The following is a 26,258-nucleotide window of genomic DNA, read 5'->3' on the forward strand; positions in this document are numbered from 1 at the left end:
GGGGCCTTCGTGTTGCCCGGTCCGGTTACTTGCCTCCGGGCAGCAGCGGGCCCAGGAGCGAGCCCGCGGCGGCGGTGGGCAGTTCACCGACCGACGGGCCCTGCGTCAGGATGCCGGTGACCATGGTGGTGCCGACCGCCGGGAAGTCCGCGACCTTGGTGCCCACGCCGTTGTCCAGCGGGTCGACACCGGTGTGGGCGAGCGGGTTCACCTTGAGGTTCGCGATCGGGTCGGTGACGCCGGCCAGGGCGGCCGGGACGGAGAGTTCGCCCGCCTGCGCGCCGCCGGCGGCCATCGCCAGGGCCGCACCGGCCATCGAGAGGGTCAGGCCTGCGGTACGGAGAGCTGCCATGAGGATCCCGCCTAGGTCGTAGTCGCGTGCGCACGCAGCGTAGTGGAGCGGTGGGCCGGGTTTCCAACCGGCGGTCCGCCCCCGCGTGTGAGAGTCCTCGCAGGACGCGTCACCGATGTACCGGTACGGCAGGTGATGGTTCACACTGGTGTCCCGTGAGCTCCTCCTCTCCCCTCCCCACGCGCGTCGTCCTGCTGACCGGGCCCTCGGGCTCCGGCAAGTCCTCGCTCGCGGCCCGCTCGGGCCTGCCCGTGCTGCGCCTGGACGACTTCTACAAGGAGGGCGACGACCCCACGCTGCCCCTGGTGGAGGGCAGTTCCGACATCGACTGGGACTCGCCGCTGTCGTGGGACTCGGAGGCGGCGGTCGCCGCTATCGCGGAACTGTGTGCGGCGGGGCGTACCGAGGTGCCGGTGTACTCCATCGCGACGTCCTCGCGGACGGGGGCGGAGACGCTGGACATCGCCCGGACGCCGCTGTTCATCGCGGAGGGGATCTTCGCGGCCGACATCGTGGCCCGGTGCCAGGAGCTGGGGCTGCTGGCGGACGCGATCTGCCTGCGGGGGCGGCCGTCGACGACGTTCCGCCGGCGGCTGGCGCGGGACCTGCGGGAGGGGCGGAAGTCCGTGCCGTTCCTGCTGCGCAGGGGCTGGCGGCTGATGCGGGCGGAGCGGGGCATCGTGGCCCGCCACGCGGCGCTCGGAGCGTATCCCTGCGGGCGCGACGAAGCCCTCGGCCGCCTGGCCGCCTCCGCGGCGGGCCGTCACCGCACCCCGACCCCGGCCTGACCCCCTCGCGGCTGCTCGCGGCGCCGACCCGGCCTCGCCGTCGGCCCACTGCCGTCTCGCCGGGTCATTTCCAGCCTCGCCGGCGTTTGAGGCGCGGGTCCGGGCAGAGCCCGGTGCCCGGCGGAGCCGGGTTCCCTGGGGCTCCGCCCCAGACCCCGCGCCTCAAACGCCGGCGGGGCCGGCTGTGTGCGGCGGGGGCTGGAGTCGCGCGGCGGGGTCGGAAATGGTCCGGCCGCGCCGCGAACGGCGGGCAGGCGCGCGGCGCGTGCGAAGAGGCGGGATCATGCGGACCCCCGACCGCTTGATCCCGCCTCTTCCCCCCGCGGCCCCGCCCTACCCCCGTAGGGCGGGCCCCCCGGCCCGATGGTCTTCGTCAGGCGACGAGTTCCCCGAAGGACTCCGCCTCGTCCCGGCCGAAGCTCAGGACGTCGTCCTCGCGCAGCCGCCGCAGCGACCGCCAGATGCTGGACTTGACCGTGCCGACGCTGATGCCCAGGATCTCCGCGATCTCCGGGTCCGTGCGGCCCTCGTAGTACCGCAGCACCAGCATCGTCCGCTGCGGCTCCGGGATCCGGGTCAGCGCCTGCCACAGCACCGCCCGCAGCTCCGTACCCCGCATCGCGTCCGTGTCCGAGGCCGTCTCCGGCAGCTCCTCCGTCGGGTACTCGTTCAGCTTCCGCCGGCGCCACGCGCTGATGTGCAGGTTCGTCATCGTGCGCCGCAGGTACCCGCCGACCGCCGCCTTGTCGCTGATCCGGTCCCACGCCCGGTAGGTCGAGAACAGCGCGCTCTGCAGCAGGTCCTCCGCCTCGTACCGGTCGCCGGTGAGATGGAACGCCGTGGCGAAGAGCGCCGCCCTGCGTTCCTGCACGTACGCCGTGAATTCCGCCTCCGAGGAGGAAGGAAGCCGCGGAGCGGGAACCGCCTGGTACGTGTTCGCGTCAATGGCTACAGGATGCGTCGGCCGCTGACGGGCGACCGTCGCCGTACGGACACCCGCCCGGCGGTTCGCATCGTGCAGCCGCGTGACGACCGCGCTGGTCGTGGTGCTGTGCAGCGTGTTCATCTCGCGCCCCCCGTCGTGGAGTCTGCTTCGGTCCGTCTGTGCTAGAAGCCTGCCCCCCCGACTTAACCGGGGTGTCCTGCGACTGTCACAGCCCTGTCACAGCGGCCCGCCGTCGCATCCGCGTACGACGGACGGTCGAGTCCCGACGGCCGATGGGACAGAATGAGCCCGTGCCTTTCCTGTTGCTGATCGAGGACGACGACGCCATCCGCACGGCCCTCGAACTCTCCCTGTCACGCCAGGGCCACCGTGTGGCCACCGCGGCGACGGGCGAGGACGGCCTGAAACTGCTGCGCGAGCAGCGGCCGGACCTGATCGTGCTGGACGTGATGCTGCCCGGGATCGACGGCTTCGAGGTGTGCCGGCGGATCCGGCGCACCGACCAGCTGCCGATCATCTTGCTGACCGCGCGCAGCGACGACATCGACGTGGTCGTCGGGCTGGAGTCCGGAGCCGATGACTACGTTGTCAAACCCGTCCAGGGCCGGGTGCTCGACGCCCGGATCCGGGCCGTGCTGCGCCGCGGCGAACGCGAGGCCAGTGACTCCGCCGTGTTCGGGTCCCTGGTCATCGACCGCGCCGCCATGACGGTGACGAAGAACGGCGAGGACCTCCAACTCACCCCGACCGAGCTGCGCCTGCTGCTGGAGCTCAGCCGCAGGCCCGGCCAGGCACTTTCGCGGCAGCAGTTGCTGCGCCTGGTCTGGGAGCACGACTACCTCGGTGATTCGCGCCTCGTCGACGCCTGCGTGCAGCGGCTGCGCGCGAAGGTCGAGGAGGTCCCGTCCTCGCCCACGCTGATCCGTACGGTCCGCGGCGTCGGCTACCGCCTGGATTCCCCGCAGTGACCAAGCAGTTCCCGGGGGGCCTGTTCGCGGGTCGGCGCTGGACCAGTCTGCGACTGCGGCTCCTCGTCGTGTTCGCCCTGGTCGCGCTGACGGCCGCCGTGTCCGCGTCGGGGATCGCCTACTGGCTCAACCGCGAGGCGGTGCTCACCCGTACCCAGGACGCGGCCCTCGGCGACTTCCGCCAGGAGATGCAGAACCGGGCCGCGGCGCTGCCCGCCGATCCGACGCCCGAGGAGTTGCAGCGCACCGCCGAGCTGATGGCGGGCAGCAGCCCCGGGTACAGCGTGCTGCTGGTGGACGAGCTGAAAGACGGCCGCAAGGTGTTCGGCGCGGCCGGCCCCGACTCCTTCGGGCTGGCAGACGTGCCGAAGTCCCTCCAGAACGCCGTGAACGACCGGCAGAAGACGACGGCCGCCAACGACGCCGAGTACCACATGTACTGGCAGCGGACGAAGCCGCGCGGCAACCCCTACCTGGTGGGCGGGACGCGGATCGTGGGCGGCGGCCCGACGGGCTACATGTACAAGTCGCTCGCACAGGAACGCGACGACCTCAACGCGCTCGGCTGGTCGCTGACCATCGCGACGGGTCTCGCGCTGCTCGGGTCGGCGCTGCTGGCGCAGGCCGCGGCCCGGACCGTGCTCAAGCCCGTACAACGCCTCGGCGACGCGGCGCGGCGGCTCGGGGAGGGCGAACTCGACCACCGGCTCGAGGTGTCGGGGACCGACGAACTCGCCGACCTGTCGCACACCTTCAACAAGACGGCGGAGGCGCTGGAGAAGAAGGTCGCGGACATGAGCGCCCGGGAGGAGTCCAGCCGGCGCTTCGTGGCGGACATGTCGCACGAACTGCGCACGCCGCTGACGGCGTTGACGGCGGTCGCCGAGGTGCTGGAGGAGGAGGTCGACGACCTCGATCCGATGATCGCACCGGCGGTGGCGCTGGTGGTGAGCGAGACCCGGCGACTGAACGACCTGGTGGAGAACCTGATGGAGGTCACCCGCTTCGACGCGGGAACGGCACGCCTCGTCCTGGACGACGTGGACGTCGCCGACCAGGTCACGGCCTGCATCGACGCGCGGGCGTGGCTCGACGCCGTGGAACTGGACGCGGAGCGCGGGATCGTGGTGCGGCTCGACCCGCGGCGGCTCGACGTGATCCTGGCCAACCTCATCGGCAACGCGCTCAAGCACGGCGGCTCGCCGGTGCGGGTGTCGGTGCGGGTGGAGGGGGAGTGGCTGCTCATCGCGGTCAAGGACAACGGTCCGGGCATCCCGGAGGAGGTGCTGCCGCACGTCTTCGACCGGTTCTACAAGGCGAGCGCGTCCCGGCCGAAGTCGGACGGGAGCGGGCTGGGCCTGTCCATCGCGATGGAGAACGCGCACATCCACGGCGGCGACATCACGGCCGCCAACGGCAGCGAGGGCGGGGCGCTGTTCACGTTGCGGCTGCCGGTGGACGTGGGGAAGGTGATTGCCGGTGAGGCGTAGGACCGGACGTGTGGCGGGGGCGCTGCTGCTGGTGGCGGCCGTGACGTCGGGGTGCGGGATTCGGGCGACGACCGTGCCGGTGGACGTGGGCGCGGCGCCGTCGCGGGTGTCCTGCGACACCCCGGCGCAGCCGAGCGGGCAGCAGCCGAGCGGGGTGCCGGGGTTCCGGGCGACCGTGGAGCTGGTGTGCGGGTCGCAGCTGGTGGGTGTGGAACGGGTGGTGCCGGTGCCGGAGAAGCGGCCTGCGCGCGAACCGGTGGTGCTGGCGGCGCAGGCGCTGCTGGAGGCGCTGGAGCGGGAACCGTCGGCGCAGGAGCGGGACGCGGGGTTCACGACCGGGGTGCCGGCCGGCCTGTCGGCGGCGCCGACGCGGGCGGGTGATCCGGCGGGGACCGTGCGGCTGAGCCGGAAGCCGGAGGATCTGCCGCCGGTGGCCCTGTCGCAGATCGTGTGCACGCTGGCGGAGAGCGAGGCGGTCTCGGCGGGCCCGGGGCCGGTGGTCCTGGGCGGTCCGGACGCCGACCCGCCGAGGGCCTGGGAGTGCAGCGACGCCGTCCGCTCCAGGCCGGAGTCGGTGCCGACGCTGGGGGACGTCGTCCGGCCGTCGGCCGGCCCTTCCTGACGGCCTGTGGGGCGGCCGCGCCGGCGCCTCAAGAGCCGGCGGGGCCGGGGGTGCCCGCGGCTCGGGCGTGCTGTCGCAGGGCGGTTGCCAGTCGGTCGCGGGCGCCGGTCTGGGCGGCGATTCGCTCGTCGAGGACCGCCAGCCGTTCCCGGGCGACCCGCAAGCCCCTGTCCGAAGGCGGTGCGGCGGCCACGTCGCCGTCCAGGCACGGCAGGAACACCCGTACGTCCTCGAGGGTGAGCCCGGCGGACAGCAGGTGGCGGATGTTACGGACCCGCACCACCGCCCCCTCCTCGTAGACGCGGTAGCCGTTGGAGGCCCGTTCCGAGGAGATCAACCCGGCCTGCTCGTAGTGCCGCAGCGCACGGGCGGTCGTCCCCGTCGCCCGGGCCAGCTCACCGATCCGCACCCGTCCCACCTCCCGGGCCACTCCTATCACGCCACGACCGCTCCGCCGTCGACCGGGAGCACGACCCCGGTGACGAACGACGCGCCCGGCGCGGCGAGCCGGGTGATGGCCCACGCCACCTCCTCGGGGCGGCCTATCCGGCCCATCGGGGTGTGCGCGAGCTGCCACTGCCGCACGGCGGCCCGCCGCTCGGGCGTCAGGCCCTGGTGTTCGCCGATGGGGGTGTCGATCGCGCCGGGGGCGACCGCCACCACCCGGATCCCGCGGGGCGCCAGTTCGACCGCCCAACTCCGGGTCAGCGCTTCCAGGGCGGTCTTGGTCGCCGCGTAGAGCGAGTTCCCGGGCCACGCCCGCTGGCCCACCGACGTACTGACATTGACGATCACTCCGCCCGACGCCTCCAGGAACGGCAGCACGGCCTGGGTCAGCAGGAGGGGAGCGACGAGGTTCGTCGCGAGCTGATCCGTGATCAGCGCGGGGCCGAGCGAGCCGAGAGCGCCGCCGCGCACGATGCCGGCGTTGTTGACCAGCACGTCCAGTCGACCATGCGTCGCCGAGACGGCCCGGGCTATCCGCTCGGGCTCCCCCTCGGCGGTGATGTCGGCGGCCAGCGGCACGATCCGGTCGTGCCCGGCCGCGGTCTCGTCGAGCGGTTCTCTTCGCCGTCCGATCGCGACCACGTGGGCGCCCTCGGCGGCGAAGGCGCGGGCGGCTGCCCGGCCTATGCCGGTGCCGGCTCCGGTGACGACGACGACTCTGCGGCTCTGCGGTGCGGTGCTGTCCATGCCGGTCATCGTCCGACCCTGCCGCCAGCGGCAAGGTCAACCCCGCGTTGGCCCGCGGGTACCCGTCGGACGCAGACCGGCCCCCCGGGCCGGGAGGCTCGGGGGGCCGGTGCGTGCGGGCGGCGCGGCAGGGATCACAGGCCGGCGGCTGCCGAGAGGTCCTTCTTGATCGCGTCCAGGATCTCCTGGCCGCGGGTGCGGGCCGGGGTGAGGTCGCAGGGTTCCGAGACCGGTACCACGACCTCCAGGTAGCACTTGAGCTTCGGCTCCGTGCCCGAAGGGCGGACGATCACCCGGGCCTTGTGGTCGCCCTCCAGGTAATAGCGCAGGCCGTCCGTCGGGGGCAGGGATTCCGTGCCCCGGCTGAGGTCCTCCGCCGAGGTGACCCGCAGGCCCGCCAGGGACGTCGGCGGCTGCGCGCGCAGGGCCGCCATCGCCGAGGCGATGACCGAGAGGTCCGAGACCCGTACCGACAGCTGGTCGGTGGCGTGCAGGCCGTGGGCCATCGCCAGGTCGTCCAGCAGGTCGTTCAGGGTGCGGCCCTGCTCCTTGAGCTCCGAGGCGAGTTCGGCGATCAGGAGGGCGGCCGTGATGCCGTCCTTGTCGCGGACGCCCTCGGGGTCCACGCAGTAGCCCAGCGCCTCCTCGTAGCCGTAGCGCAGGCCCTCGACGCGGGAGATCCACTTGAAGCCGGTGAGCGTCTCCTCGTAGGGGAGGCCCGCCGCGTCCGCGATCCGGCCCAGGAGGCTGGAGGAGACGATGGACTCGGCGAAGACGCCGCGGGCGCCCTTGTGGACCAGGTGGGCGGCCAGGAGCGCGCCGACCTCGTCGCCCCGGAGCATCCGCCAGCCGCCGTCGTCCGGGACGGCCACCGCGCAGCGGTCCGCGTCCGGGTCGTTGGCGATGACGATGTCCGGGTTCACCTCGGCGGCCTTCGCGAAGGACAGGTCCATCGCACCCGGCTCCTCCGGGTTGGGGAAGGCCACGGTCGGGAAGGCCGGGTCCGGTTCCGCCTGCTCGGCCACCAGGACCGGGGTGGGGAAGCCGTGCCGGGCGAAGGCGGCCGTCACGACGTCCTTGCCGACGCCGTGCATGGCCGTGTAGACGGTCCGCACGCCCCGGGGGGAGCCGGGGGTCAGGACGGCGTCCGTACGGGCCAGGTAGGCCTCCAGGACCTCGTCGCCGAGGTCTTCCCAGCCGGACTCGGGGCGCGGTACGGAGTCGAGGGTGGTGATCCGCTCGATCTCCGCGGCGATCTCGGCGTCCGCCGGGGAGACGATCTGGGAGCCGTCACCGAGGTAGACCTTGTAGCCGTTGTCCCGGGGCGGGTTGTGGCTCGCGGTGACCTCGACGCCGGCGACGGCGCCCAGGTGCCTTATGGCGTAGGCGAGGACGGGCGTCGGGAGGGGACGGGGCAGGACGGCCGCGCGCAGACCGGCGCCGGTCATGACGGCCGCGGTGTCACGGGCGAAGTCCGCCGACTTGTAGCGCGCGTCGTAGCCGACGACGACCAGGCCGCCGGCGTGGCCCTGGGCCTTGAGGTAGGCCGCGAGGCCCGCCGCGGCGCGGATGACCACGGCACGGTTCATCCGCATCGGGCCCGCACCCAGCTCGCCGCGGAGCCCGGCGGTGCCGAACTGCAGCATGCCGGAGAACCGGTCCGCGAGTTCCGCCGTGTCGCCGGCCTCGATCAGCTCGGCGAGTTCCGCCGCCGTCTGCGGGTCCGGGTCCTCGGCCAGCCACGCCCGGGCCCGGGTGATCAGGTCGTCCTGCACTTCCTGCACTACTTCCGCCTTACCTCTCGTACGGTCCTCAGATGCGGGCGAGGACCTGGGTCAGCAGCTTGCCCATGCGCGAGGCCGAGTCACGGCCGGCCTGGAGCACCTCTTCGTGGTTCAGCGGCTCGCCGGACAGCCCCGCGGCCAGGTTGGTGACCAGGGAGATGCCGAGCACCTCGGCGCCGGCCTCACGGGCGGCGATGGCCTCCAGGACGGTGGACATGCCGACCAGGTCCGCGCCCATGACGCGGATCATGTTGATCTCGGCCGGGGTCTCGTAGTGCGGGCCGGGGAACTGGACGTAGACGCCTTCTTCGAGGGTCTCGTCGATCTCCTTGCACAGCGCGCGCAGGCGCGGCGAGTAGAGGTCGGTGAGGTCCACGAAGTTGGCGCCGACGATCGGCGAGGTGGCCGTCAGGTTGAGGTGGTCGCTGATCAGGACCGGCTGGCCGGGCTTCATGCCCTCGCGCAGGCCGCCGCAGCCGTTGGTCAGCACGACGGTCTTGCAGCCGGCGGCGACGGCGGTACGGACGCCGTGGGCGACGGCGGCGACGCCGCGGCCCTCGTAGTAGTGGGTCCGGCCGAGGAAGAGCAGCGCGCGCTTCTCGCCGATCTTGTAGGAGCGGATCTTGCCGCCGTGGCCCTCGACGGCGGGCGGCGGGAAGCCGGGCAGCTCGGTGACGGGGAACTCGGCCTCGGGCGCGCCGAGCGCCTCTGCGGCGGGGGCCCAGCCGGAGCCCATGACGAGGGCGACATCGTGGGTTTCGGCGCCGGTCAGCTCCCGCAGGCGGGCGGCCGCGGCGGTGGCGTCGGCGAAGGGGTCGGTAACAGATGCGTTCACGCTGACGAGCGTAACCGTTCCTGGCCTACGCGCGTAGATGGCACAGGTCACGGTGTTCGGATCGTTGCCTTGTCGTTTCCGCCGAAATGACTCCCGCCGGCCCTGAAGGCCTCAGCAGGGGCGCTTGCGCAGTTCCATCACGTAGTCGTGCGGCGCACCCGCCGACTCGGCCGCGTCCGCGATCTCGCCGAGGTAGCGCGCGGAGGGCAGACCGCCCTCGTAGCCGTTCAGCACGTACACCCAGGCGGCTTCCTCGCCGTCCAGGGTGTGCACCCGGATCCGCATCCGGCGGTAGATGTCGAGCCCGACGCCCTCCCAGCGGTCCATCGAGTCCTCGTCGAGCGGCGCGATGTCGTACAGGGCGACGAAGACCTGGTGGCGGGGCGCTTCCACGATCGTGGCGAGGGCGCCCTCCCAGCCCATCTGCTCGCCGCCGAAGGTCAGCCGCCAGTCGTTGATCCAGCCCGTGCCGCGCAGCGGCGAATGCGGAGCGCGGCGCGTCATCAGCCGCGGGTCGAGGTTGCCGGCGTACGCGGCGTAGAGCGACATGAGGTCGAGGGTACGGGAGGGGCGGCCCGGGCGGCGTGCCCAGGCCGATGACCGGGGGCGACCACAGCATGACCGATTCGGCGGAGCCGACGGAGGGACCGGGCGTGAAGCACCTTGAAGCGTGCGGGACAATGGGGCACGGAATGCATCCCCCGGGGAGACCCCCCGGAAGCCCCGGCCGGGGCGGCAGCCGGCCGGGTAGACGTGAGGCGGAGTTTTCGTGACCCGGATCGTGATCATCGGCGGCGGACCCGGCGGGTATGAGGCGGCCCTCGTAGGGGCTCAGCTCGGCGCGGAGGTGACCGTCGTGGACTGCGACGGGCTCGGCGGCGCCTCGGTACTGACCGACTGCGTGCCCTCCAAGACCCTCATCGCGACCGCCGAGGTCATGACGACCTTCGACTCGTCGTACGAGGAGCTCGGCATCGTCGTCGCGGACGACACCCCGCACATCGAGCAGGCCGCGCGCGTCGTCGGCGTCGACCTCGGCAAGGTGAACCGGCGCGTCAAGCGCCTCGCGCTCGCCCAGTCGCACGACATCACCGCCTCCGTCACCCGGGCGGGCGCACGCGTCATGCGCGGCCGCGGCAAGCTCGGCGGCCCGCAGGGCATCGACGGCACCCGGGACGTCATCGTCACCGCCGCCGACGGCTCCGAGACGGTCCTGACCGCCGACGCGGTGCTGATCGCGACCGGCGGCCACCCCCGCGAGATCCCCGACGCGATGCCCGACGGCGAGCGCATCCTCAACTGGACCCAGGTCTACGACCTCGACGAGCTCCCCGAGGAGCTCATCGTCGTCGGCTCCGGTGTGACCGGCGCCGAGTTCGCGGGCGCCTACCAGGCCCTCGGCTCCCGAGTGACGCTGGTGTCGTCCCGCGACCGGGTGCTGCCGGGGGAGGACCCCGACGCCGCCGCCGTGCTGGAGGACGTCTTCCGCCGCCGCGGCATGAACGTCATCGGCCGCTCGCGCGCCGAGTCCGCCAAGCGGGTCGGCGACCGGGTCGAGGTCACCCTCTCCGACGGCCGGGTCATCAGCGGCACCCACTGCCTGATGGCGGTCGGCGCGGTCCCCAACACCCAGGGCATGAACCTGGAGGAGTCCGGGGTCCGGCTCAAGGAGTCCGGGCACATCTGGACCGACAAGGTGTCCCGCACGTCCTCGCCGGGCGTGTACGCGGCCGGTGACGTGACCGGCGTCTTCGCGCTGGCGTCCGTCGCCGCCATGCAGGGCCGGATCGCGATGTACCACTTCCTCGGGGACGCGGTGGCCCCGCTGAACCTCAAGACGGTCTCCTCGAACGTCTTCACCGACCCCGAGATCGCCACCGTCGGCTACACCCAGGCCGACGTGGACGCCGGCAAGATCGACGCCCGCGTCGTGAAGCTCCCGCTGCTGCGCAACGCCCGGGCGAAGATGCAGGGCATCCGGGACGGCTTCGTGAAGCTGTTCTGCCGTCCCGGCACCGGCATCGTGGTCGGCGGCGTGGTCGTCGCGCCGCGCGCCAGCGAGCTCATCCACCCCATTTCGATCGCGGTGGACAACAACCTGACGGTCGAGCAGATCGCAAACGCGTTCACCGTGTACCCCTCCCTGTCCGGCTCGATCGCCGAGGTGGCGCGCCAGTTGCACACCCGCAAGGTCGCCGGGGAGGCGTAACCGCCGCGAACCGCCCTGGTCCGCAAGGGACTTGGGGCGACTGGAGGGGCAGTACCGGACTGTTCACGCAACTGTCCGGCCGCGTATACCACTTGTCGCCCCACCTTCTGGACAACTTCGGTATTCCGGCGGAAGGAGCTGAAAGCAGTCGGTCGCCCGGGTTACTGTCAGTTTCGTGTTCGCTGCAGAACGTCGCCAATTGATCCTCGAAATGGTGCGGGCCAACGGAGCGGTATCGCTCCGTGAGCTCGCCCGCGTCGTCCAGACCTCCGAAGTGACCGTACGGCGGGACGTGCGGGCACTGGAGGCAGAAGGACTCCTCGACCGCCGGCACGGCGGTGCGGTCTTGCCGGGCGGTTTCACGCGGGAGTCCGGCTTTCCGCAAAAGTCCCATCTCGCCACCGCGGAGAAGACCGCCATCGCGGACGTCGCGGCGAGCCTCGTCGAAGAGGGCGAGGCCGTCGTCGTCGGCGCGGGCACCACCACCCAGGAGCTGGCCCGCCGGCTCGCACGGGTGCCCGGGCTGACGGTGGTCACCAACTCGCTGCTCGTCGCCCAGGCGTTGGCCCATGCCAACCGGGTCGAAGTGGTGATGACCGGCGGGACCCTGCGCGGCTCCAACTACGCGCTCGTCGGCAGTGGCGCCGAGCAGTCCCTCCAGGGGCTGCGGGTGTCGCGGGCCTTCCTGAGCGGGAGCGGGCTGACGGCCGAGCGCGGGCTGTCCACGTCCAACATGCTCTCCGCGAGCGTGGACCGGGCGCTGGTGCAGGCGGCCGCGGAGGTGGTGGTCCTCGCGGACCACACGAAGCTGGGCACCGACACCATGTTCCAGACCGTGCCGACGGACGTCATGACGCGGCTGGTGACCGACGAGCCGCCGCCGCACGACGAACGGGCCGCCACCGAACTCCAGGCGCTGGCCGACCAGGGCGTGCAGATCACGGTGGCGGGCGGCGCGGCGGCCTCCGGCGGTGAGGGGATGGCGGGGCGCCGGCCGCGGCGTGAGTCGCCCCTGCCGGTGCAGAGGCGCGGCGGTCCGACGGCGCAGCTGCGCAGTGCGCCGGCCTCGATGCTGGAGCAGGCTGCTGCCGGGGACCGGCCCCGGGTCGCGGACATGCGGCGGCGCTGAGCGGGTGCCGGTGCGGTGGCCGGTGCCGGTGCTGGTTTGGGTCCGGCGCCGCGGCGCGAGCGCCCCGTGCTGCGCCGTGCTCCGCGGGGCTGCGCCCCGCACCCCCCGCCGCAAACGCCGGCAAGGCTGAATCCGCGAAGGCCCCCGCCCAACCGGGCGGGGGCCTTCGCGTCGGCGGGTCAGTCCTTGATCTCGCAGATCGTGGCGCCCGAGGTGAGGGAGGCGCCGACCTCGGCCGTGAGGCCGACGATCGTGCCGGAGCGGTGCGCGTTCAGCGGCTGCTCCATCTTCATGGCCTCCAGGACGACGATCAGGTCGCCCTCGTTGACCTGCTGGCCCTCCTCGACGGCGACCTTGACGATCGTGCCCTGCATCGGGGAGGCCAGGGTGTCGCCGGAGGCGGCCGGACCGGACTTCTTCGCGGCGCGGCGCTTCGGCTTGGCACCGCCCGCTGCGGCCGTGCGGGCCAGCGTCATGCCCAGCGAGGACGGGAGGGAGACCTCCAGCCGCTTGCCGCCGACCTCGACCACCACGGTCTCGCGGCCCGGCTCCTCGTCGGCCTCCTCGGCGGCGGGCGCAGTGAACGCCGGGATCTCGTTGACGAACTCGGTCTCGATCCACCGCGTGTGGATCTTGAACGGAGTGCCGTCGGTCGGGGCGAACGCCGGGTCGGCGACGACCGCGCGGTGGAACGGGATGGCGGTGGCCATGCCCTCCACCTCGAACTCCACCAGGGCGCGGGCGGCGCGCTGGAGGGCCTGCTCGCGGGTGGCACCGGTGACGATCAGCTTGGCCAGCAGCGAGTCCCACGCCGGGCCGATGACCGAGCCCGACTCGACACCCGCGTCCAGGCGGACGCCCGGACCCGAGGGCGGGGCGAACTTCGTCACCGTGCCCGGGGCCGGCAGGAAGCCGCGGCCCGGGTCCTCACCGTTGATGCGGAACTCGAACGAGTGGCCGCGCAGCTGCGGGTCGTCGTAGCCGAGCGCCTCGCCGTCGGCGATGCGGAACATCTCGCGCACGAGGTCGATGCCGGTGACTTCCTCGGTGACCGGGTGCTCCACCTGGAGGCGGGTGTTGACCTCCAGGAAGGAGATGGTGCCGTCGGTCCCGACGAGGAACTCGACGGTGCCGGCGCCCTGGTAGCCGGCTTCCTTGAGGATCGCCTTGGACGCCGCGTACAGCTCGGCGTTCTGCGCCTCGGTGAGGAACGGCGCGGGCGCCTCCTCGACGAGCTTCTGGTGGCGGCGCTGGAGCGAGCAGTCACGGGTGGAGACGACCACCACGTTGCCGTGCGAGTCGGCCAGGCACTGCGTCTCGACGTGGCGCGGCTTGTCGAGGTAGCGCTCCACGAAGCACTCGCCCCGGCCGAACGCGGCGACGGCCTCGCGCACGGCGGAGTCGTACAGCTCCGGGACCTCTTCGAGGGTGCGGGCGACCTTGAGACCGCGACCGCCGCCACCGAAGGCGGCCTTGATCGCGATGGGCAGGCCGTGCTCCTCGGCGAATGCCACGACCTCGTCGGCCCCGGACACCGGGTCCGGGGTGCCGGCCACCAGCGGGGCGCCGGCGCGCTGGGCGATGTGACGGGCGGCGACCTTGTCACCGAGGTCGCGGATCGCCTGCGGCGGCGGGCCGATCCAGGTCAGGCCCGCGTCGAGAACGGCCTGGGCGAAGTCCGCGTTCTCGGACAGGAAGCCGTATCCGGGGTGGATGGCGTCAGCACCGGAGTCCGCCGCTGCCTGGAGGACCTTCTTCATGTCCAGGTAGCTGGCGGCCGGGGTGTCACCGCCCAACGCGAACGCTTCGTCTGCCGCGCGGACGTGCAGCGCGTCCCGGTCCGGGTCGGCGTAGACGGCTACGCTCGCGATCCCGGCATCCCGGCAGGCACGGGCAACGCGGACAGCGATTTCGCCACGGTTGGCGATGAGCACCTTGCGCACGATGGCGCCTCCTAGAAACAAGCTGAGTTTAGGGACAGCTGACACGGCCTTTCGACCCCTATCCGCAGGTGAGCTTCCCCACACGGAGCGTGATAGCGAGGCTTGCCCGAGCCCAGAAACCCTTGTGTCGCCCCAGGTCAGGGAGATCCCCGACTGCACAGTAACCCCGTGGCGCAGCCGAGGTCTCTGTTCACCGGGTCAGCGGCCCCTGGTGAATCTTTGTGGAGTCCCTACGAACGGCCTATGCATTCTTTGCGTGAGAGCCGTCACGCGGGCCCGTCCGCAACCAAGCTGCCCGCACCCCTTGTCCGCGCGTTTACCCATGAGTAGCCTCCAGGCGTCGAACAGGCTTCTGGATTCCGGTCCGTGGCTTCTGGGGATGGGGGCGTCGGTGCTGCGCAGACTCGTGGCCGGACTGGCCGCGATCGTGCTCGTCGTGGAAGCGGCGGTGCTCGTACTCGTGCACGTCGTGCTGGGGAAGGCGACGCAGAACCAGTCGATGTCGATCGCCGGCAGCGACCCCGAGCTCATGGCCCGGGCCACCTACGGCCTCGGGGCGGTGATGGGCACCTTCCTGCTGCTCTGCGCCGTCCTGCTCGCCGTGACCGCCGTACGGGACCGGGCGCCCGGCCGCGTCGCCCGCGTCGTCCTGGTGGTCGCCGCCGTCACCCATGCGGTGCTCGGCGCCCTCGCCCTGGGGCTCGTGGGCTGGGGCGCCTTCGCCGCCTTGATGCTGATCCTGTGCCTGCTCGTACTGGCCCTGATGCTCTACGCCGCGCCTCCCGTGGAGGTCCTGGACGTGCAGGACGCCCCGCCGGAGGGGCCCGGGGGGCTCAGGCCCACAAATCCGTGATGGACACGTCCAGTTCGCCCAGCAGGGAGCGCAGCAGGGGCAGGGAGATGCCGATCACGTTGCCGTGATCCCCGTCGATGCCGTCGATGAAGGGCGCCGACAGGCCGTCCAGGGTGAAGGCGCCCGCCACGTGCAGCGGCTCGCCGCTGGCCACGTACGCGGCCACCTCCGCGTCCGTCGGCTCGCCGAAGCGGACCGTCGTGGACGCCGTGGCCGAGACCTGACGGCCGCTCGCCGTGTCGATCACGCAGTGCCCGGTGCGCAGCACCCCGGCCCGGCCCCGCATGGACTTCCAGCGGGCCGTCGCCTCCTCGGCGTCGGCCGGCTTGCCGAGCGCCTCCCCGTCCAGTTCCAGTACGGAGTCGCAGCCGATCACCAGCGCCCCCGCGGCCTCCTCCAGGGCCGCCACCACGCCGCCCTTCGCCTCGGCCAGCGCCAGCGCCAGTTCGGCCGGGGTGTCGGCGGAGAGGGTGTCCTCGTCGAAGCCGCTGACGATCACGTGCGGGGCGAGCCCGGCCTGCCGCAGCAGGTTCAGCCGGGCGGGCGAGGCGGAGGCGAGGACGACGGAGCGGGGCGCGGCAGCAGTCATGCGAGCCATCGTAGGGGGCCGCCGAGGGGCCCCCTACGGGGCCTCAGAACGGGCCCACGCCCAGGACGTACACCACGACGACCATCGCGAGGGTGAGCACCACGATCAGCCGCCGCAGCATCGCCTGCGCCTCGCGCATGTCCTTCGGCGGCTCGTCCTTCGGGTCTGACCAGAGCATCCTCCGATCCTTGCCCCACGCAGGCCGGTGGCGCCTGAGTACCCGTACTCAGGCGCCACCGTCCGTTCACGCCATCTTCGCGCCGGGGCGGGCCCGGCGCCGCCCCGAGCGCCCCTAAGCGGGCCAGTACGTACGGCCCCAGGCGCGCGGGCCCGGCTGCGGCAGTGTCCGCCGCGCCACCCTCGCGGGCGCCGACCACTCGTCCGGGACCCCGGGCGCGCCCGACGGCGCGGAGGCCAGCGCCGCCGCGCGCGCTTGGACCACCGCCAGTGCGGCGGCCAGCTCCTCCGGCGTCGGATTCCCCTTGACGACCTTGATCACCACAGGACTGACCTCCTAGAGGGGGATGTTGCCGTGCTTCTTCGGGGGCAGGGACTCCCGCTTGGTCCGCAGCTGCCGCAGTCCCTTCACCACGTGCGCCCGGGTCTCCGACGGCATGGCCACCGCGTCGATGTACCCGCGCTCGGCGGCGGTGTACGGGTTCAGCAGGGTGTCCTCGTACTCGGCGATCAGCCGGGCCCGCGTCTCCTCCCCCTGACCGGAGGCCTCGGCCTCGGCGATCGTGCGGCGGTGCAGGATGTTCACCGCGCCCTGCGCGCCCATGACGGCGATCTGCGCGGTCGGCCAGGCCAGGTTCAGGTCCGCGCCGAGGTGCTTGGAGCCCATGACGTCGTACGCGCCGCCGAAGGCCTTGCGGGTGATGACGGTGATCAGGGGGACGGTGGCCTCGGCGTAGGCGTAGATCAGCTTCGCGCCGCGCCGGATGATTCCGTTGTACTCCTGGTCGGTGCCCGGGAGGAAGCCCGGTACGTCCACGAACGTCAGCACCGGGATGTTGAAGGCGTCGCAGGTCCGCACGAAGCGGGCGGCCTTCTCGGAGGCGTTGATGTCCAGGCAGCCGGCGAACTGCATCGGCTGGTTCGCGACGATGCCCACCGGGTGGCCCTCGACGCGGCCGAAGCCGGTGAGGATGTTCGGCGCGAACAGTGACTGCGTCTCCAGGAACTCGCCGTCGTCCACGACGTGCTCGATCACGGTGTGCATGTCGTACGGCTGGTTCGCGCTGTCCGGGATCAGTACGTCCAGCTCGCGGTCGAGGTCCGAGACCTCGGTGTCCGCCTCCTCGGGGAAGGCGGGCGGCTCGGAGAGGTTGTTGGACGGCAGGTAGGCGAGGAGGGACTTGACGTACTCGATGGCGTCCTTCTCGTCCCCGGCCATGTGGTGGGCGACACCCGAGGTGGAGTTGTGGGTGCGCGCGCCGCCGAGCTCCTCGAAGCCCACGTCCTCGCCGGTGACCGTCTTGATGACGTCCGGGCCGGTGATGAACATGTGCGAGGTCTGGTCGACCATCACGGTGAAGTCGGTGATGGCGGGGGAGTACACGGCGCCGCCGGCGCACGGGCCCACGACGAGGCTGATCTGCGGGATCACGCCCGAAGCGTGCACGTTGCGGCGGAAGATCTCGCCGTACATGCCGAGCGCGCTGACGCCCTCCTGGATGCGGGCGCCGCCGGAGTCGTTGATGCCGATGACCGGGCAGCCGGTCTTGAGCGCGAAGTCCATCACCTTGATGATCTTCTGGCCGTAGACCTCGCCGAGGGCGCCGCCGAAGACGGTGAAGTCCTGCGAGAACACGGCCACCGGCCGGCCGTCCACCGTGCCGTAGCCGGTGACGACGCCGTCGCCGTAGGGGCGGGTCTGCTCCAGCCCGAAGTTGGTCGAGCGGTGCCGGGCGAACTCGTCGAGCTCGACGAAGGAGCCCTCGTCCAGCAGCAGGCCGATCCGCTCACGCGCAGTCAGCTTCCCCTTGGCGTGCTGCTTCTCCACCGCCCGCGCGGACCCGGCGTGAGTGGCTTCGTCGATCCGGCGCTGCAGGTCCGCGATCTTCCCCGCGGTCGTGTGCATGTCGATCGGCTCTGAGGGTTGTGACATCGGGGCGCGGCTCCCTGTGTGGTGTCAAGTGCCTGGTCAATTGATGGACTGCTGCTGGCTACTCGTGCGTAGCGTATCGGCGGGCATGGCGCTCGGCAGTGCGGCGTTTGACACACCTACTGTGGGTTGCATGACGCCATCAGATGCATCAGGAGGAACTCCGTCGGGAGCTCCCGGGGGACGTTGGTCCAGCCTGGACCGGCCGCCGTTGAACGCTGCCGCCTTGCGGCGGCATCTCGTGGGGGAGGGGTTGTGGAGTTCGCTGGAGGTGGTTTCGTCCACCGGGTCCACGAACACCGACCTCGCCGCGCGGGCCGGGGAGCTGGGCGAAGGGGCCGTGCTCGTCGCCGAGGAGCAGAGCGCCGGGCGGGGGCGGCTGGACCGGAGCTGGGTCGCGCCCGCCCGTTCCGGGCTGTTCTTCTCGGTGCTGCTCAAGCCCGGCCCGGGGGTGCCCGAGGAGCGGTGGGGGTGGCTGACCCTGCTCGCCGGGGTGGCCACCGCGACCGGGCTGTCCCGGGCGGCGGGGGTGGACACCGCCCTCAAGTGGCCCAACGACCTGCTGGTCTCCGTCGAGGGCGAGGAGCGCAAGGCGGGCGGCATCCTCTCCGAGCGCGTCCCCGGGGGCCCCTCCCGGGCCGGAGGCTCTGGGGGAGGGGTCGTCGTCGGGATCGGGCTGAACGTCACCCTCACCGAGGACGAGCTGCCCGTCGACACCGCTGGCTCCCTGGCCCTCGCCAAGGCCACCGTCACCGACCGTGAGCCGCTGCTCAAGGCCGTACTGCGCTCCCTGGAGCAGTGGTACGAGGCCTGGCGCGCGGCCGGCGGGGACCCGGCGGCCAGCGGGTTGCAGGAGACGTACGCGGCGGGCTGCGCGACGCTGGGCCGCCACGTGCGGGCGGACCTGCCCGGCGGGCGCACGATCACCGGGACGGCCGAAGCGGTCGACACGGACGGGCGGCTCGTGATCCGCACGGCGCAGGACGAGCGGCTGGCCGTCGGGGCCGGGGACGTGGTCCACCTGCGCTCCGTCCGGTAGCGGCCGGGCGGCCCGACCGGGCGGCCGGAGCGGGGAGTGAGCTACGGCACACCTGCCGTATGGTTTTGGGGGCAGCACCCAGCGGTAGCCGGCGAAGGTCCCGGTCCATGCGGTGATCAACCGGTTCGGCAGTCGGAAGTGCGTACGGAATGGACAGGAGGCGGCCCTTGACCGTCGACGACCCTACGTCCGGCGCGTCCGGGTCCGGCGCGGGTGCGGCCCAGGCCGGTTCCGGCAGCACCCCGATCGGGCGGGACCAGCACACTCCCCACCACGAGGTGGACCACACCGTCCAGCCGACGGCCGACCCGCTGGCCATCCGCCTGGAGCAGCTGATCCTGGGCGCCGAGCGCCGGTACACCCCCTTCCAGGCCGCGCGCAGCGCCGGGGTCTCGATGGAGCTCGCCTCCCGCTTCTGGCGGGCGATGGGCTTCGCGGACATCGGCCAGGCCAAGGCCCTCACGGAGGCGGACGTACTGGCGCTGCGCCGGCTCGCCGGTCTGGTGGAGGCGGGCCTGCTGAGCGAGCCGATGGCGGTGCAGGTCGCGCGGTCGACCGGGCAGACGACCGCCCGGCTGGCGGAGTGGCAGATCGACTCGTTCCTGGAGGGGCTGACGGAGCCGCCGGAGCCCGGCATGACCCGTACGGAGGTCACGTACCCGCTGGTCGAGCTGCTGCTGCCGGAGCTGGAGGAGTTCCTGGTGTACGTCTGGCGGCGCCAGCTGGCGGCCGCGACCGGGCGCGTGGTGCAGGTGGCGGACGACGAGGAGATGGTCGACCGGCGGCTCGCCGTGGGCTTCGCGGACCTGGTGGGCTTCACCCGGCTCACCCGGCGGCTGGAGGAGGAGGAGCTCGGCGAGCTGGTCGAGGCCTTCGAGACGACGGCGGCCGACCTGATCGCCGCCTACGGCGGCCGGCTGATCAAGACGCTGGGCGACGAGGTGCTGTACGCGGCGGACGACGCGGCGACGGCGGCGGAGATCGCGCTGCGGCTGATCGAGACGATGGAGGCCGACCCGCAGATGCCGGAGCTGCGGGTCGGGATCGCGTTCGGGACGGTGACGACCCGGATGGGCGACGTCTTCGGGACCACGGTGAACCTGGCGAGCCGGCTGACGTCCATAGCCCCCAAGGACGCGGTGCTGGTGGACGGGGCCATGGCCGAGGAACTGGGCCGGACGGGTGCCGCGCCGGTCTCGGAGAAGGAGTCGGAGTCGGAGGAGGGCGGCGGGACCTACCGGTTCGCGCTGCAGCCGATGTGGCAGCGGCCGGTGCGCGGGCTCGGGGTCGTGGAGCCCTGGTCGCTGACGCGGCGGACGCCTAGGATCCCCGGGTAACGTTCGTTAACCGGGAGGGCTGTCCTGTGACGTCGAAGAGCGTGGCGGCGGAGACCGTGGAGTCGGAGTTCCTGGCCGTGCGCCGGCATGAGGACGGGGTCGCCGAGCTGGTCCTGGACCGGCCCAAGGCGATGAACGCGGTGTCGACGGGCATGGCCCGGGCCATCGGGGACGCGTGCGCGCGACTGGCGGCGGACGACTCGGTACGGGTGGTCGTGCTGTCCTCGGCGGTGGACCGGGCGTTCTGCGTGGGCGCCGACCTCAAGGAGCGCAACGCGATGTCGGACGCCGAGCTGGTACGGCAGCGGCCGACGACGCGGGGTGCCTACGGGGGCGTGCTGGAGCTGCCGATGCCGACGATCGCGGCGGTGCACGGCTTCGCGCTCGGCGGCGGCTTCGAGCTGGCGCTGGCCTGCGACGTGATCGTGGCCGACGAGACCGCGGTGGTCGGCCTGCCGGAGGTGTCGGTCGGGGTGATCCCGGGCGGCGGGGGCACGCAGCTGCTGCCCAGGCGGGTCGGCGCGGCCCGCGCGGCGGAGCTGGTCTTCACGGCGCGCCGGGTGGAGGCGCCGGAGGCGCTGGAGCTGGGTCTGGTGGACTCGGTGGTCGCGGCGGGGACCGACCGCGAGCAGGCGCTGGCGCTGGCGGCCCGGATGGCGGCGAACTCGCCGGTCGGGCTGCGGGCGGCGAAGCGGGCGCTGCGGCTGGGGCACGGGATGGACCTGGCGGCCGGCCTGGAGATCGAGGACGCGGCGTGGCGGACGGTGGCCTTCTCCGGGGACCGGGCCGAGGGCGTGGCGGCATTCAACGAGAAGCGCAAGCCGCAGTGGCCGGGCGTGTAGCCGGCGTGTGCTCCGATCGGCGCTCGTGATCTTGACCGGCCTGGACATCGCGGCGATTGTCACCAAATCGGATGGAACTCCCTAACCTGTTGCGATGGGAGTTGACGGGCGGCTTCGGGCCGTCGTGGGCCTCGCGCAGGCCATGGCGGCGGCATGTGCGCCGCGGGACAGCGTGCGGGCGGCCGCGCGGGGCGCCCGCCTGGCCATGGACGGGTCGTTCGCCGCCATCTCCGCCTGGGAGCGCGAGCGCGGCCGGCTGCGCGTCCTCGTGAACGAGGGCGAGCGGCGTGCGGGGGAGGAGGAGTTCCCCGAGGACGAGTCCTACCCCGTCCACGAATTCCCCGAGATCACCGAGTTCCTGCACGAGCGCTGGGTCGGCGGCGCCGGTCCCCACGCCTGGGTCGAGGCCGCGGGCGCCGGCCGCCCGGGCAGGCGCGGCGAAGCGCTGCGCCTGCGCGGGCGCGGCACCTGCGTGGTCGCGCCGATCGTGCTCAGCGGTCGGGCCTGGGGCGAGCTGTACGTCGCCCGGGACGAGGGGCTGGCGGACTTCGACGAGGACGACGCGGAGTTCGCGACCGTACTGGCCGCCGTCGTGGCCGCCGGGCTCGCGCAGAACGAGCGCCTCGAAGAGGCCCGGCGCCTGGCGTTCACCGACCCGCTGACGGGACTGGCCAACCGGCGGGCCGTCGACATGCGGCTCGACGAGGCCCTGGAGGAGCACCGGCGCAGCGGGGCCGTGGTCAGCCTCGTTGTGTGCGACCTGAACGGGCTCAAGCGGGTCAACGACACCCTCGGCCACGCCATGGGGGACCGGCTGCTGGAGCGGTTCGGGTCCGTGCTGAGCCTGTGCGGGGCCATACTGCCCGGCGCGCTGGTGGCCAGGCTCGGCGGCGACGAGTTCTGCCTGGTCAGCGTCGGCCCGTCGGCGGACGAGGTGGTGCGGGTCACCGAGGAGGTGTGCCTGCGCGCCGCCGAGCTGGAACTCGGCGAGGGGGTGGCCTGCGGGGTCGCCTCCACCGGGGACCCGATCGGGCCGGTGAAGTCCTCCCGGCGGCTGTTCCGCCTCGCCGACGCGGCCCAGTACAAGGCCAAGGCCGCCCGCTCGCGGGTGCCCGTGGTGGCCGGCCGGGACAGCGCCGTGGTGCGGCTCGCCGACGCGGCCCAGGCGGGCAGGGGGGAGCGGCGCCGGTTCCGCGGCAGGGCGTAGCGGCCGTAGCAGGCTGTAACGACTGCTCCACCAAGTCGCTAGTGACATGAAGAGATTCAGTCCGTAGGGTGCTGAATATGGATATGCACACTGTCGTGGTGGGAACGTCCGGGACCACCGCCGAGGACGTCATCGCCGTCGCCCGCGGCAACGCGCGGGTCGAGCTGTCCGGCGAGGCGCTGGACGCCCTGGCCCGCGCCCGCGAGATCGTCGACGCGCTCGCCGCCAAGCCCGAGCCGGTCTACGGGGTGTCCACCGGCTTCGGTGCCCTCGCCTCCCGGCACATCAGCCCCGAGCTGCGCGCCCAGCTCCAGCGCAACATCGTCCGCTCGCACGCCGCCGGCATGGGGCCGCGCGTCGAGCGCGAGGTCGTGCGCGCCCTGATGTTCCTGCGGCTCAAGACCGTGGCCTCCGGGTACACCGGCGTCCGGCCCTCCGTCGCGCAGACGATGGCCGACGTGCTGAACGCCGGGATCACGCCGGTCGTGCACGAGTACGGCTCCCTCGGCTGCTCCGGCGACCTCGCCCCGCTCTCGCACTGCGCCCTCACCCTCATGGGCGAAGGCGACGCCGAGGGCCCCGACGGGATCGTGCGCCCCGCGGGCGAACTGCTCGCCGAGGCCGGGATCGAGCCGGTCGAGCTGCGCGAGAAGGAGGGCCTGGCCCTCCTCAACGGCACCGACGGCATGCTCGGCATGCTGATCATGGCCCTCGCCGACCTCGGCAAGCTGTACACCTCCGCCGACATCACCGCCGCGCTGACCCTGGAGGCGCTGCTCGGCACCGAGAAGGTGCTCGCGCCCGAGCTGCACGCCATCCGCCCGCACCCGGGCCAGGGTGCCTCCGCCGCCAACATGGCCGCCGTCCTGGAGGGCTCCGGCCTGGTGCGGCACTACCAGGAGGAGACCGCACCGCGCGTCCAGGACGCCTACTCGGTGCGCTGCGCCCCGCAGGTCGCCGGCGCGGGCCGCGACACGATGGCGCACGCCGCCCTTGTGGCCTCGCGCGAGCTGGCCTCGGCCGTCGACAACCCGGTGGTGCTGCCCGACGGCCGGGTCGAGTCCAACGGCAACTTCCACGGCGCGCCCGTGGCGTACGTACTGGACTTCCTGGCCATCGCCGCCGCCGACCTGGGCTCCATCGCCGAGCGCCGCACCGACCGGCTGCTCGACAAGAACCGCTCGCACGGCCTGCCGCCGTTCCTGGCGGACGACGCCGGTGTGGACTCCGGTCTGATGATCGCCCAGTACACGCAGGCCGCGCTGGTCAGCGAGATGAAGCGGCTCGCGGTCCCCGCATCCGCCGACTCGATCCCCTCCTCCGCCATGCAGGAGGACCACGTCTCCATGGGGTGGTCGGGCGCGCGCAAGCTCCGCATCGCGATCGACAACCTGACCCGGATCGTCGCGATCGAGCTGTACGCGGCCACCCGCGCCATCGAGCTGCGCCACGGGCTCACCCCCTCCCCGGCCAGCCGGGCCGCCATCGCGGCGGTGCGGGAGGCGGGCGTCCAGGGTCCCGGGCCGGATCGTTTCCTCGCCCCTGACCTGGCCGCCGCCGACGCGTTCGTGCGCTCCGGTGCGCTCGTCGCCGCCGTGGAGGCGGTCACCGGTCCGCTCGCCTGAGCATGACGTGACGCGACGAGGGCCGCGCCAGGGAGTTCCCGGGCGCGGCCCTCGTCGTGTGCTGCCTACTGGGCGCGTGAGCGGCGTACGGAGAAGGCGACGAAGCCGGCCCCCACGCCCAGGCAGAGTGCGCCGCCCAGCAGGTAGGGGCTGGTGTCGACGCTGCCGGTGTCGGCGAGGGAGAGGGGCTGGGAGGCGGCCTCCCGGGCCGCCGAGGCGTTGACGACCGCGGCGGCGGGCGTGAGGGTGGCCCGGTTCTCCTGGGCGGCCCGGTTCTCCTGGCCGGGCTGGTCCGCCTCGCCGCGCTGGTCCGCCTGGCCGGGCCGGCCGGGCTGGTCGGAAAGGCTCCGCTGGTAGGACAGGCCGGAGCGGCTCGGCGTCTGGTCCGGTGCGGTGGCGTTCGCCGAGGGCACGAACCAGAGGGCGGCGAGGAGGGTGGTCGCTCCGAGAGCGGTGAGCAGCGATCGGCGTGCGGACACGGTGCGATCCCCCTTGTGGCAGCAGCGAATTGGCCGTGTGCGCCGATGCTAGTGAAAGGGGCGGGTCGTGGGAAAGTCGGGACAGGTTCGGGGCTTACTCTCCGTCGTATGAACTCTTCTGACACCTCACGGTACGTACGTCTTCGGGTGGATTTGGTCCTTGAAGTGACCGACACCACAGCGCTCACCGGCGCCGCCCTCGCGCACATCAAGGCCGACGAGTTCATGCCGGACGAGGAGCGGGGCCATGCCGAGGCGGCGGTGGGCGAGGACGAGTCGGAGGCCCTTGCCTACCTCGTCGACCCCACCGACCTGGTCGCGGAGATCCCCGGCGTGGACCTGGCGCAGGCCTCGTGGAGCAGCGAGCCCGTCGAATACGACCCCGAGTCCATGGAGTGGGACATCGACGAGGAAGATGGGGACTTCGACGAAGAGGTGACCGACAACGCCTGACCGTGGGGTTGCCCACATCCCAACGGAATGTGGAACCGAAACGGGTCATTCACGCGTTGTCACAACCGTGGGCAGGGGGCATGGCCTCCTGCCCGGTGGGTACTTTCCAGCGGCAGCTGGGAGGGAACTCGGGGGTTCCGGCAACGATGGAGTGGCGTGTGAGGACGGACAGCAAGCGGCGGAAGAGGTCCCTGGTGGCCGTATCCGCCGTCCTCGGTGGCGTACTGGTGCTTTCGGCGTGCAACGGCGGAGGTGACCAGCCCAAGGGCAGCGGCCAGGCTTCGGCCAAGTCGCAGGCCGATGTGGACGCGGCGGCGGCCAAGGACGCCTCGAAGGCCCGAATAGCCATCACGCCCAAGGACGGCGCCACCAACATCGGCCTGAACGACGCCACGAGCGTGACGGTCAGTGACGGCACCCTCACCAAGGTCGAGCTCAAGAGCTCCGAGGGTGCGGACGTGCCGGGCAAGATAGCCGCCGACGGCAAGAGCTGGAAGCCGGACGCCGCCCTCAAGCGGTCGACCAAGTACGCCCTGTCGGCGAGCGCCAAGGACGAGGCGGGCCACGAGGCGCACGAGAACGCCTCCTTCACCACCGTCTCCCCGGAGAACAGCTTCATCGGCTCGTTCGTGCCGGACGAGGGCCAGACGGTCGGCGTGGGCATGCCGGTCTCGATCACCTTCAACAAGCCGATCAAGGACCAGAAGGCCGTCCAGGCGGCCATCAACGTCTCCTCCAGCAGCGGCCAGGAAGTCGTCGGCCACTGGTTCGACGCGCAGCGGCTGGACTTCCGCCCCGAGCAGTACTGGCAGGCGAACTCCACCGTCACGCTCAAGCTCGCGCTGGACGGCGTGCAGGGCGCCCCGGGCATCAAGGGCGTCCAGAGCAAGACCGTCACCTTCAAGATCGGCCGGAGCCAGGTCTCGACGGTCGACGCGAAGACCAAGAAGATGACGGTCACCCGGGACGGCCAGGTCATCAAGACCATCCCGATCTCCGCGGGCTCCCCGTCGAACCCGACGTACAACGGCCAGATGGTGATCTCCGAGAAGTTCAAGGAGACCCGGATGGACGGCGCCACCGTCGGCTTCAAGAACGGCGAGGGCAAGGGCGAGTACGACATCAAGGACGTTCCGCACGCGATGCGGCTGTCCACCTCGGGCACCTTCATCCACGGCAACTACTGGGGCTCGGACTCGATCTTCGGCAACGTCAACACCAGCCACGGCTGCGTCGGCCTGAACGACACCCAGGGCGCCAACGACCCGAACACGGCGGGCGCGTGGTTCTTCGACAACTCGCTCATCGGTGACGTGGTCACCGTCGTCAACTCCCCCGACAAGACCATCAAGCCCGACAACGGCCTCAACGGCTGGAACATGAGCTGGGCGGAGTGGAAGGCCGGCTCGGCCTCCTGACGCGCCGACCCGTAGGGGCGCCAACGTGTAGAGGCGCTGATGTGTAGAC

27 protein-coding genes are annotated in these 26,258 nt (G+C 72.3%); 14 read left to right on the plus strand and 13 right to left on the minus strand.

Features of this window, described 5'->3' with window-relative positions; translation table 11 throughout:
• Nucleotides 1–25: 25 nt before the first annotated feature.
• A complete protein-coding gene (locus IE207_RS06930; protein WP_190183133.1) occupies nt 26–352 on the minus strand; it encodes a hypothetical protein in 327 nt (108 codons plus the stop codon).
• A gap of 155 nt (nt 353–507) precedes the next feature.
• On the opposite strand from IE207_RS06930, the gene IE207_RS06935 reads away from it, so the two are divergent.
• Entirely contained in the window at nt 508–1,140 is a 633-nt protein-coding gene (locus IE207_RS06935; RefSeq protein ID WP_190183134.1) for a uridine kinase family protein, read from the plus strand.
• A 373-nt stretch (nt 1,141–1,513) separates the two neighbouring features.
• Here the strand turns inward: IE207_RS06935 and IE207_RS06940 are convergent, their stop codons facing one another.
• Nucleotides 1,514–2,206, minus strand: coding sequence for a SigE family RNA polymerase sigma factor (locus IE207_RS06940; protein WP_190183135.1), 693 nt, complete (start codon nt 2,204–2,206; stop codon nt 1,514–1,516).
• 170 nt (nt 2,207–2,376) lie between these two features.
• Between IE207_RS06940 and afsQ1 the strand changes: the two genes are divergently transcribed.
• The 3 genes from afsQ1 to IE207_RS06955 are packed head-to-tail and all read left to right on the plus strand — an operon-like array spanning nt 2,377 to nt 5,166.
• Complete coding sequence (gene afsQ1, locus IE207_RS06945) at nt 2,377–3,054, plus strand: two-component system response regulator AfsQ1 (protein WP_180291024.1); 678 nt, start codon at nt 2,377–2,379, stop codon at nt 3,052–3,054.
• Complete coding sequence (locus IE207_RS06950) at nt 2,952–4,544, plus strand: sensor histidine kinase (protein ID WP_373304689.1); 1,593 nt, start codon at nt 2,952–2,954, stop codon at nt 4,542–4,544. The genes afsQ1 and IE207_RS06950 overlap by 103 nt, the downstream gene beginning before the upstream one ends.
• The gene (locus IE207_RS06955; protein WP_229873422.1) at nt 4,534–5,166 is read left to right on the plus strand and encodes a hypothetical protein; all 633 of its coding nucleotides are present in this window, start codon (nt 4,534–4,536) and stop codon (nt 5,164–5,166) included. Before IE207_RS06950 ends, IE207_RS06955 begins: the two co-directional genes overlap by 11 nt.
• 28 nt (nt 5,167–5,194) lie before the next feature.
• Here the strand turns inward: IE207_RS06955 and IE207_RS06960 are convergent, their stop codons facing one another.
• The 5 genes from IE207_RS06960 to IE207_RS06980 all read right to left on the minus strand — a co-directional run bounded on the left by IE207_RS06960 (nt 5,195) and on the right by IE207_RS06980 (nt 9,528).
• On the minus strand, nt 5,195–5,575 hold the full coding sequence (locus tag IE207_RS06960) for a MerR family transcriptional regulator (RefSeq protein WP_195826305.1): 381 nt from the start codon (nt 5,573–5,575) through the stop codon (nt 5,195–5,197).
• 26 nt (nt 5,576–5,601) lie between these two features.
• A complete protein-coding gene (locus IE207_RS06965; RefSeq protein ID WP_190183137.1) occupies nt 5,602–6,369 on the minus strand; it encodes an SDR family NAD(P)-dependent oxidoreductase in 768 nt (255 codons plus the stop codon).
• 125 nt (nt 6,370–6,494) lie between these two features.
• A complete protein-coding gene (locus IE207_RS06970) occupies nt 6,495–8,135 on the minus strand; it encodes a phospho-sugar mutase (RefSeq protein WP_190183607.1) in 1,641 nt (546 codons plus the stop codon).
• Nucleotides 8,136–8,172: 37 nt separating this feature from the next.
• The gene (locus tag IE207_RS06975) at nt 8,173–8,979 is read right to left on the minus strand and encodes a purine-nucleoside phosphorylase (RefSeq protein WP_190183138.1); all 807 of its coding nucleotides are present in this window, start codon (nt 8,977–8,979) and stop codon (nt 8,173–8,175) included.
• 111 nt (nt 8,980–9,090) lie between these two features.
• Nucleotides 9,091–9,528, minus strand: coding sequence for a gamma-glutamylcyclotransferase family protein (locus IE207_RS06980; RefSeq protein ID WP_030231145.1), 438 nt, complete (start codon nt 9,526–9,528; stop codon nt 9,091–9,093).
• A 220-nt stretch (nt 9,529–9,748) separates the two neighbouring features.
• Between IE207_RS06980 and IE207_RS06985 the strand changes: the two genes are divergently transcribed.
• Nucleotides 9,749–11,188 (plus strand): NAD(P)H-quinone dehydrogenase, encoded by a 1,440-nt coding sequence (locus tag IE207_RS06985; protein ID WP_190183139.1) that lies wholly within the window; start codon nt 9,749–9,751, stop codon nt 11,186–11,188.
• A gap of 175 nt (nt 11,189–11,363) precedes the next feature.
• Complete coding sequence (locus IE207_RS06990) at nt 11,364–12,317, plus strand: DeoR/GlpR family DNA-binding transcription regulator (protein ID WP_190183140.1); 954 nt, start codon at nt 11,364–11,366, stop codon at nt 12,315–12,317.
• 179 nt (nt 12,318–12,496) lie between these two features.
• Here IE207_RS06990 and IE207_RS06995 read toward each other — a convergent pair whose 3' ends face one another.
• Complete coding sequence (locus tag IE207_RS06995; RefSeq protein ID WP_190183141.1) at nt 12,497–14,260, minus strand: acetyl/propionyl/methylcrotonyl-CoA carboxylase subunit alpha; 1,764 nt, start codon at nt 14,258–14,260, stop codon at nt 12,497–12,499.
• 391 nt (nt 14,261–14,651) lie between these two features.
• On the opposite strand from IE207_RS06995, the gene IE207_RS07000 reads away from it, so the two are divergent.
• Nucleotides 14,652–15,113, plus strand: coding sequence for a hypothetical protein (locus tag IE207_RS07000; protein ID WP_229873423.1), 462 nt, complete (start codon nt 14,652–14,654; stop codon nt 15,111–15,113).
• On the opposite strand, the gene IE207_RS07005 is transcribed toward IE207_RS07000, so the two are convergent.
• The 4 genes from IE207_RS07005 to IE207_RS07015 form a co-directional block, all read right to left on the minus strand.
• A complete protein-coding gene (locus tag IE207_RS07005) occupies nt 15,094–15,711 on the minus strand; it encodes a nucleoside triphosphate pyrophosphatase (protein WP_190183142.1) in 618 nt (205 codons plus the stop codon). The two genes, IE207_RS07000 and IE207_RS07005, sit on opposite strands and share 20 nt — an antisense overlap.
• A 34-nt stretch (nt 15,712–15,745) precedes the next feature.
• Nucleotides 15,746–15,880: a morphogenic membrane protein MmpB gene (gene mmpB, locus IE207_RS33725; protein ID WP_268250178.1), complete on the minus strand. Its 135-nt coding sequence runs from the start codon at nt 15,878–15,880 to the stop codon at nt 15,746–15,748.
• Nucleotides 15,881–15,994: 114 nt separating this feature from the next.
• Entirely contained in the window at nt 15,995–16,201 is a 207-nt protein-coding gene (locus IE207_RS07010) for an acyl-CoA carboxylase epsilon subunit (protein ID WP_190183608.1), read from the minus strand.
• A 15-nt stretch (nt 16,202–16,216) separates the two neighbouring features.
• Nucleotides 16,217–17,812, minus strand: coding sequence for an acyl-CoA carboxylase subunit beta (locus IE207_RS07015; RefSeq protein WP_190183143.1), 1,596 nt, complete (start codon nt 17,810–17,812; stop codon nt 16,217–16,219).
• 130 nt (nt 17,813–17,942) lie between these two features.
• Here IE207_RS07015 and IE207_RS07020 point away from each other — a divergent pair, with 130 nt between their 5' ends.
• From IE207_RS07020 to hutH, 5 genes are all read left to right on the plus strand, one after another.
• Nucleotides 17,943–18,848 carry a biotin--[acetyl-CoA-carboxylase] ligase gene (locus IE207_RS07020; protein ID WP_190183144.1) on the plus strand — a complete coding sequence of 302 codons (906 nt, stop codon included), beginning with the start codon at nt 17,943–17,945 and terminating at the stop codon, nt 18,846–18,848.
• 167 nt (nt 18,849–19,015) lie between these two features.
• Nucleotides 19,016–20,185 (plus strand): adenylate/guanylate cyclase domain-containing protein, encoded by a 1,170-nt coding sequence (locus IE207_RS07025; protein ID WP_190183145.1) that lies wholly within the window; start codon nt 19,016–19,018, stop codon nt 20,183–20,185.
• A gap of 41 nt (nt 20,186–20,226) precedes the next feature.
• The gene (locus IE207_RS07030) at nt 20,227–21,027 is read left to right on the plus strand and encodes an enoyl-CoA hydratase/isomerase family protein (protein WP_190183609.1); all 801 of its coding nucleotides are present in this window, start codon (nt 20,227–20,229) and stop codon (nt 21,025–21,027) included.
• 94 nt (nt 21,028–21,121) lie between these two features.
• The gene (locus IE207_RS07035) at nt 21,122–22,234 is read left to right on the plus strand and encodes a GGDEF domain-containing protein (protein WP_190183146.1); all 1,113 of its coding nucleotides are present in this window, start codon (nt 21,122–21,124) and stop codon (nt 22,232–22,234) included.
• An 83-nt stretch (nt 22,235–22,317) separates the two neighbouring features.
• A complete protein-coding gene (hutH, locus tag IE207_RS07040; RefSeq protein ID WP_190183610.1) occupies nt 22,318–23,859 on the plus strand; it encodes a histidine ammonia-lyase in 1,542 nt (513 codons plus the stop codon).
• Nucleotides 23,860–23,924: 65 nt separating this feature from the next.
• Here hutH and IE207_RS32985 read toward each other — a convergent pair whose 3' ends face one another.
• Nucleotides 23,925–24,338: a hypothetical protein gene (locus tag IE207_RS32985; RefSeq protein WP_229873425.1), complete on the minus strand. Its 414-nt coding sequence runs from the start codon at nt 24,336–24,338 to the stop codon at nt 23,925–23,927.
• Between the two features lie 165 nt (nt 24,339–24,503).
• Between IE207_RS32985 and IE207_RS07050 the strand changes: the two genes are divergently transcribed.
• On the plus strand, nt 24,504–24,791 hold the full coding sequence (locus IE207_RS07050) for a hypothetical protein (protein WP_229873427.1): 288 nt from the start codon (nt 24,504–24,506) through the stop codon (nt 24,789–24,791).
• Nucleotides 24,792–24,937: 146 nt separating this feature from the next.
• The gene (locus IE207_RS07055; protein ID WP_190183148.1) at nt 24,938–26,209 is read left to right on the plus strand and encodes a L,D-transpeptidase; all 1,272 of its coding nucleotides are present in this window, start codon (nt 24,938–24,940) and stop codon (nt 26,207–26,209) included.
• Nucleotides 26,210–26,258: the final 49 nt, after the last annotated feature.

This window comes from Streptomyces cirratus, assembly GCF_014650775.1.
GTDB classification, from domain to species: domain Bacteria; phylum Actinomycetota; class Actinomycetes; order Streptomycetales; family Streptomycetaceae; genus Streptomyces; species Streptomyces cirratus.

Bases quoted from the DNA above. Each gene is read 5' to 3' on its own strand.
- IE207_RS06930 (WP_190183133.1), bottom strand. From the start codon at position 352: ATGGCAGCTCTCCGTACCGCAGGCCTGACCCTCTCGATGGCCGGTGCG.
- IE207_RS06940 (WP_190183135.1), bottom strand. From the start codon at position 2,206: ATGAACACGCTGCACAGCACCACGACCAGCGCGGTCGTCACGCGGCTG.
- IE207_RS06965 (WP_190183137.1), bottom strand. From the start codon at position 6,369: ATGACCGGCATGGACAGCACCGCACCGCAGAGCCGCAGAGTCGTCGTC.
- IE207_RS06980 (WP_030231145.1), bottom strand. From the start codon at position 9,528: ATGTCGCTCTACGCCGCGTACGCCGGCAACCTCGACCCGCGGCTGATG.
- IE207_RS07005 (WP_190183142.1), bottom strand. From the start codon at position 15,711: ATGGCTCGCATGACTGCTGCCGCGCCCCGCTCCGTCGTCCTCGCCTCC.
- mmpB (WP_268250178.1), bottom strand. From the start codon at position 15,880: ATGCTCTGGTCAGACCCGAAGGACGAGCCGCCGAAGGACATGCGCGAG.
- IE207_RS07015 (WP_190183143.1), bottom strand. From the start codon at position 17,812: ATGTCACAACCCTCAGAGCCGATCGACATGCACACGACCGCGGGGAAG.
- IE207_RS07020 (WP_190183144.1), top strand. From the start codon at position 17,943: ATGACGCCATCAGATGCATCAGGAGGAACTCCGTCGGGAGCTCCCGGG.
- IE207_RS07035 (WP_190183146.1), top strand. From the start codon at position 21,122: ATGGGAGTTGACGGGCGGCTTCGGGCCGTCGTGGGCCTCGCGCAGGCC.
- hutH (WP_190183610.1), top strand. From the start codon at position 22,318: ATGCACACTGTCGTGGTGGGAACGTCCGGGACCACCGCCGAGGACGTC.
- IE207_RS07055 (WP_190183148.1), top strand. From the start codon at position 24,938: ATGGAGTGGCGTGTGAGGACGGACAGCAAGCGGCGGAAGAGGTCCCTG.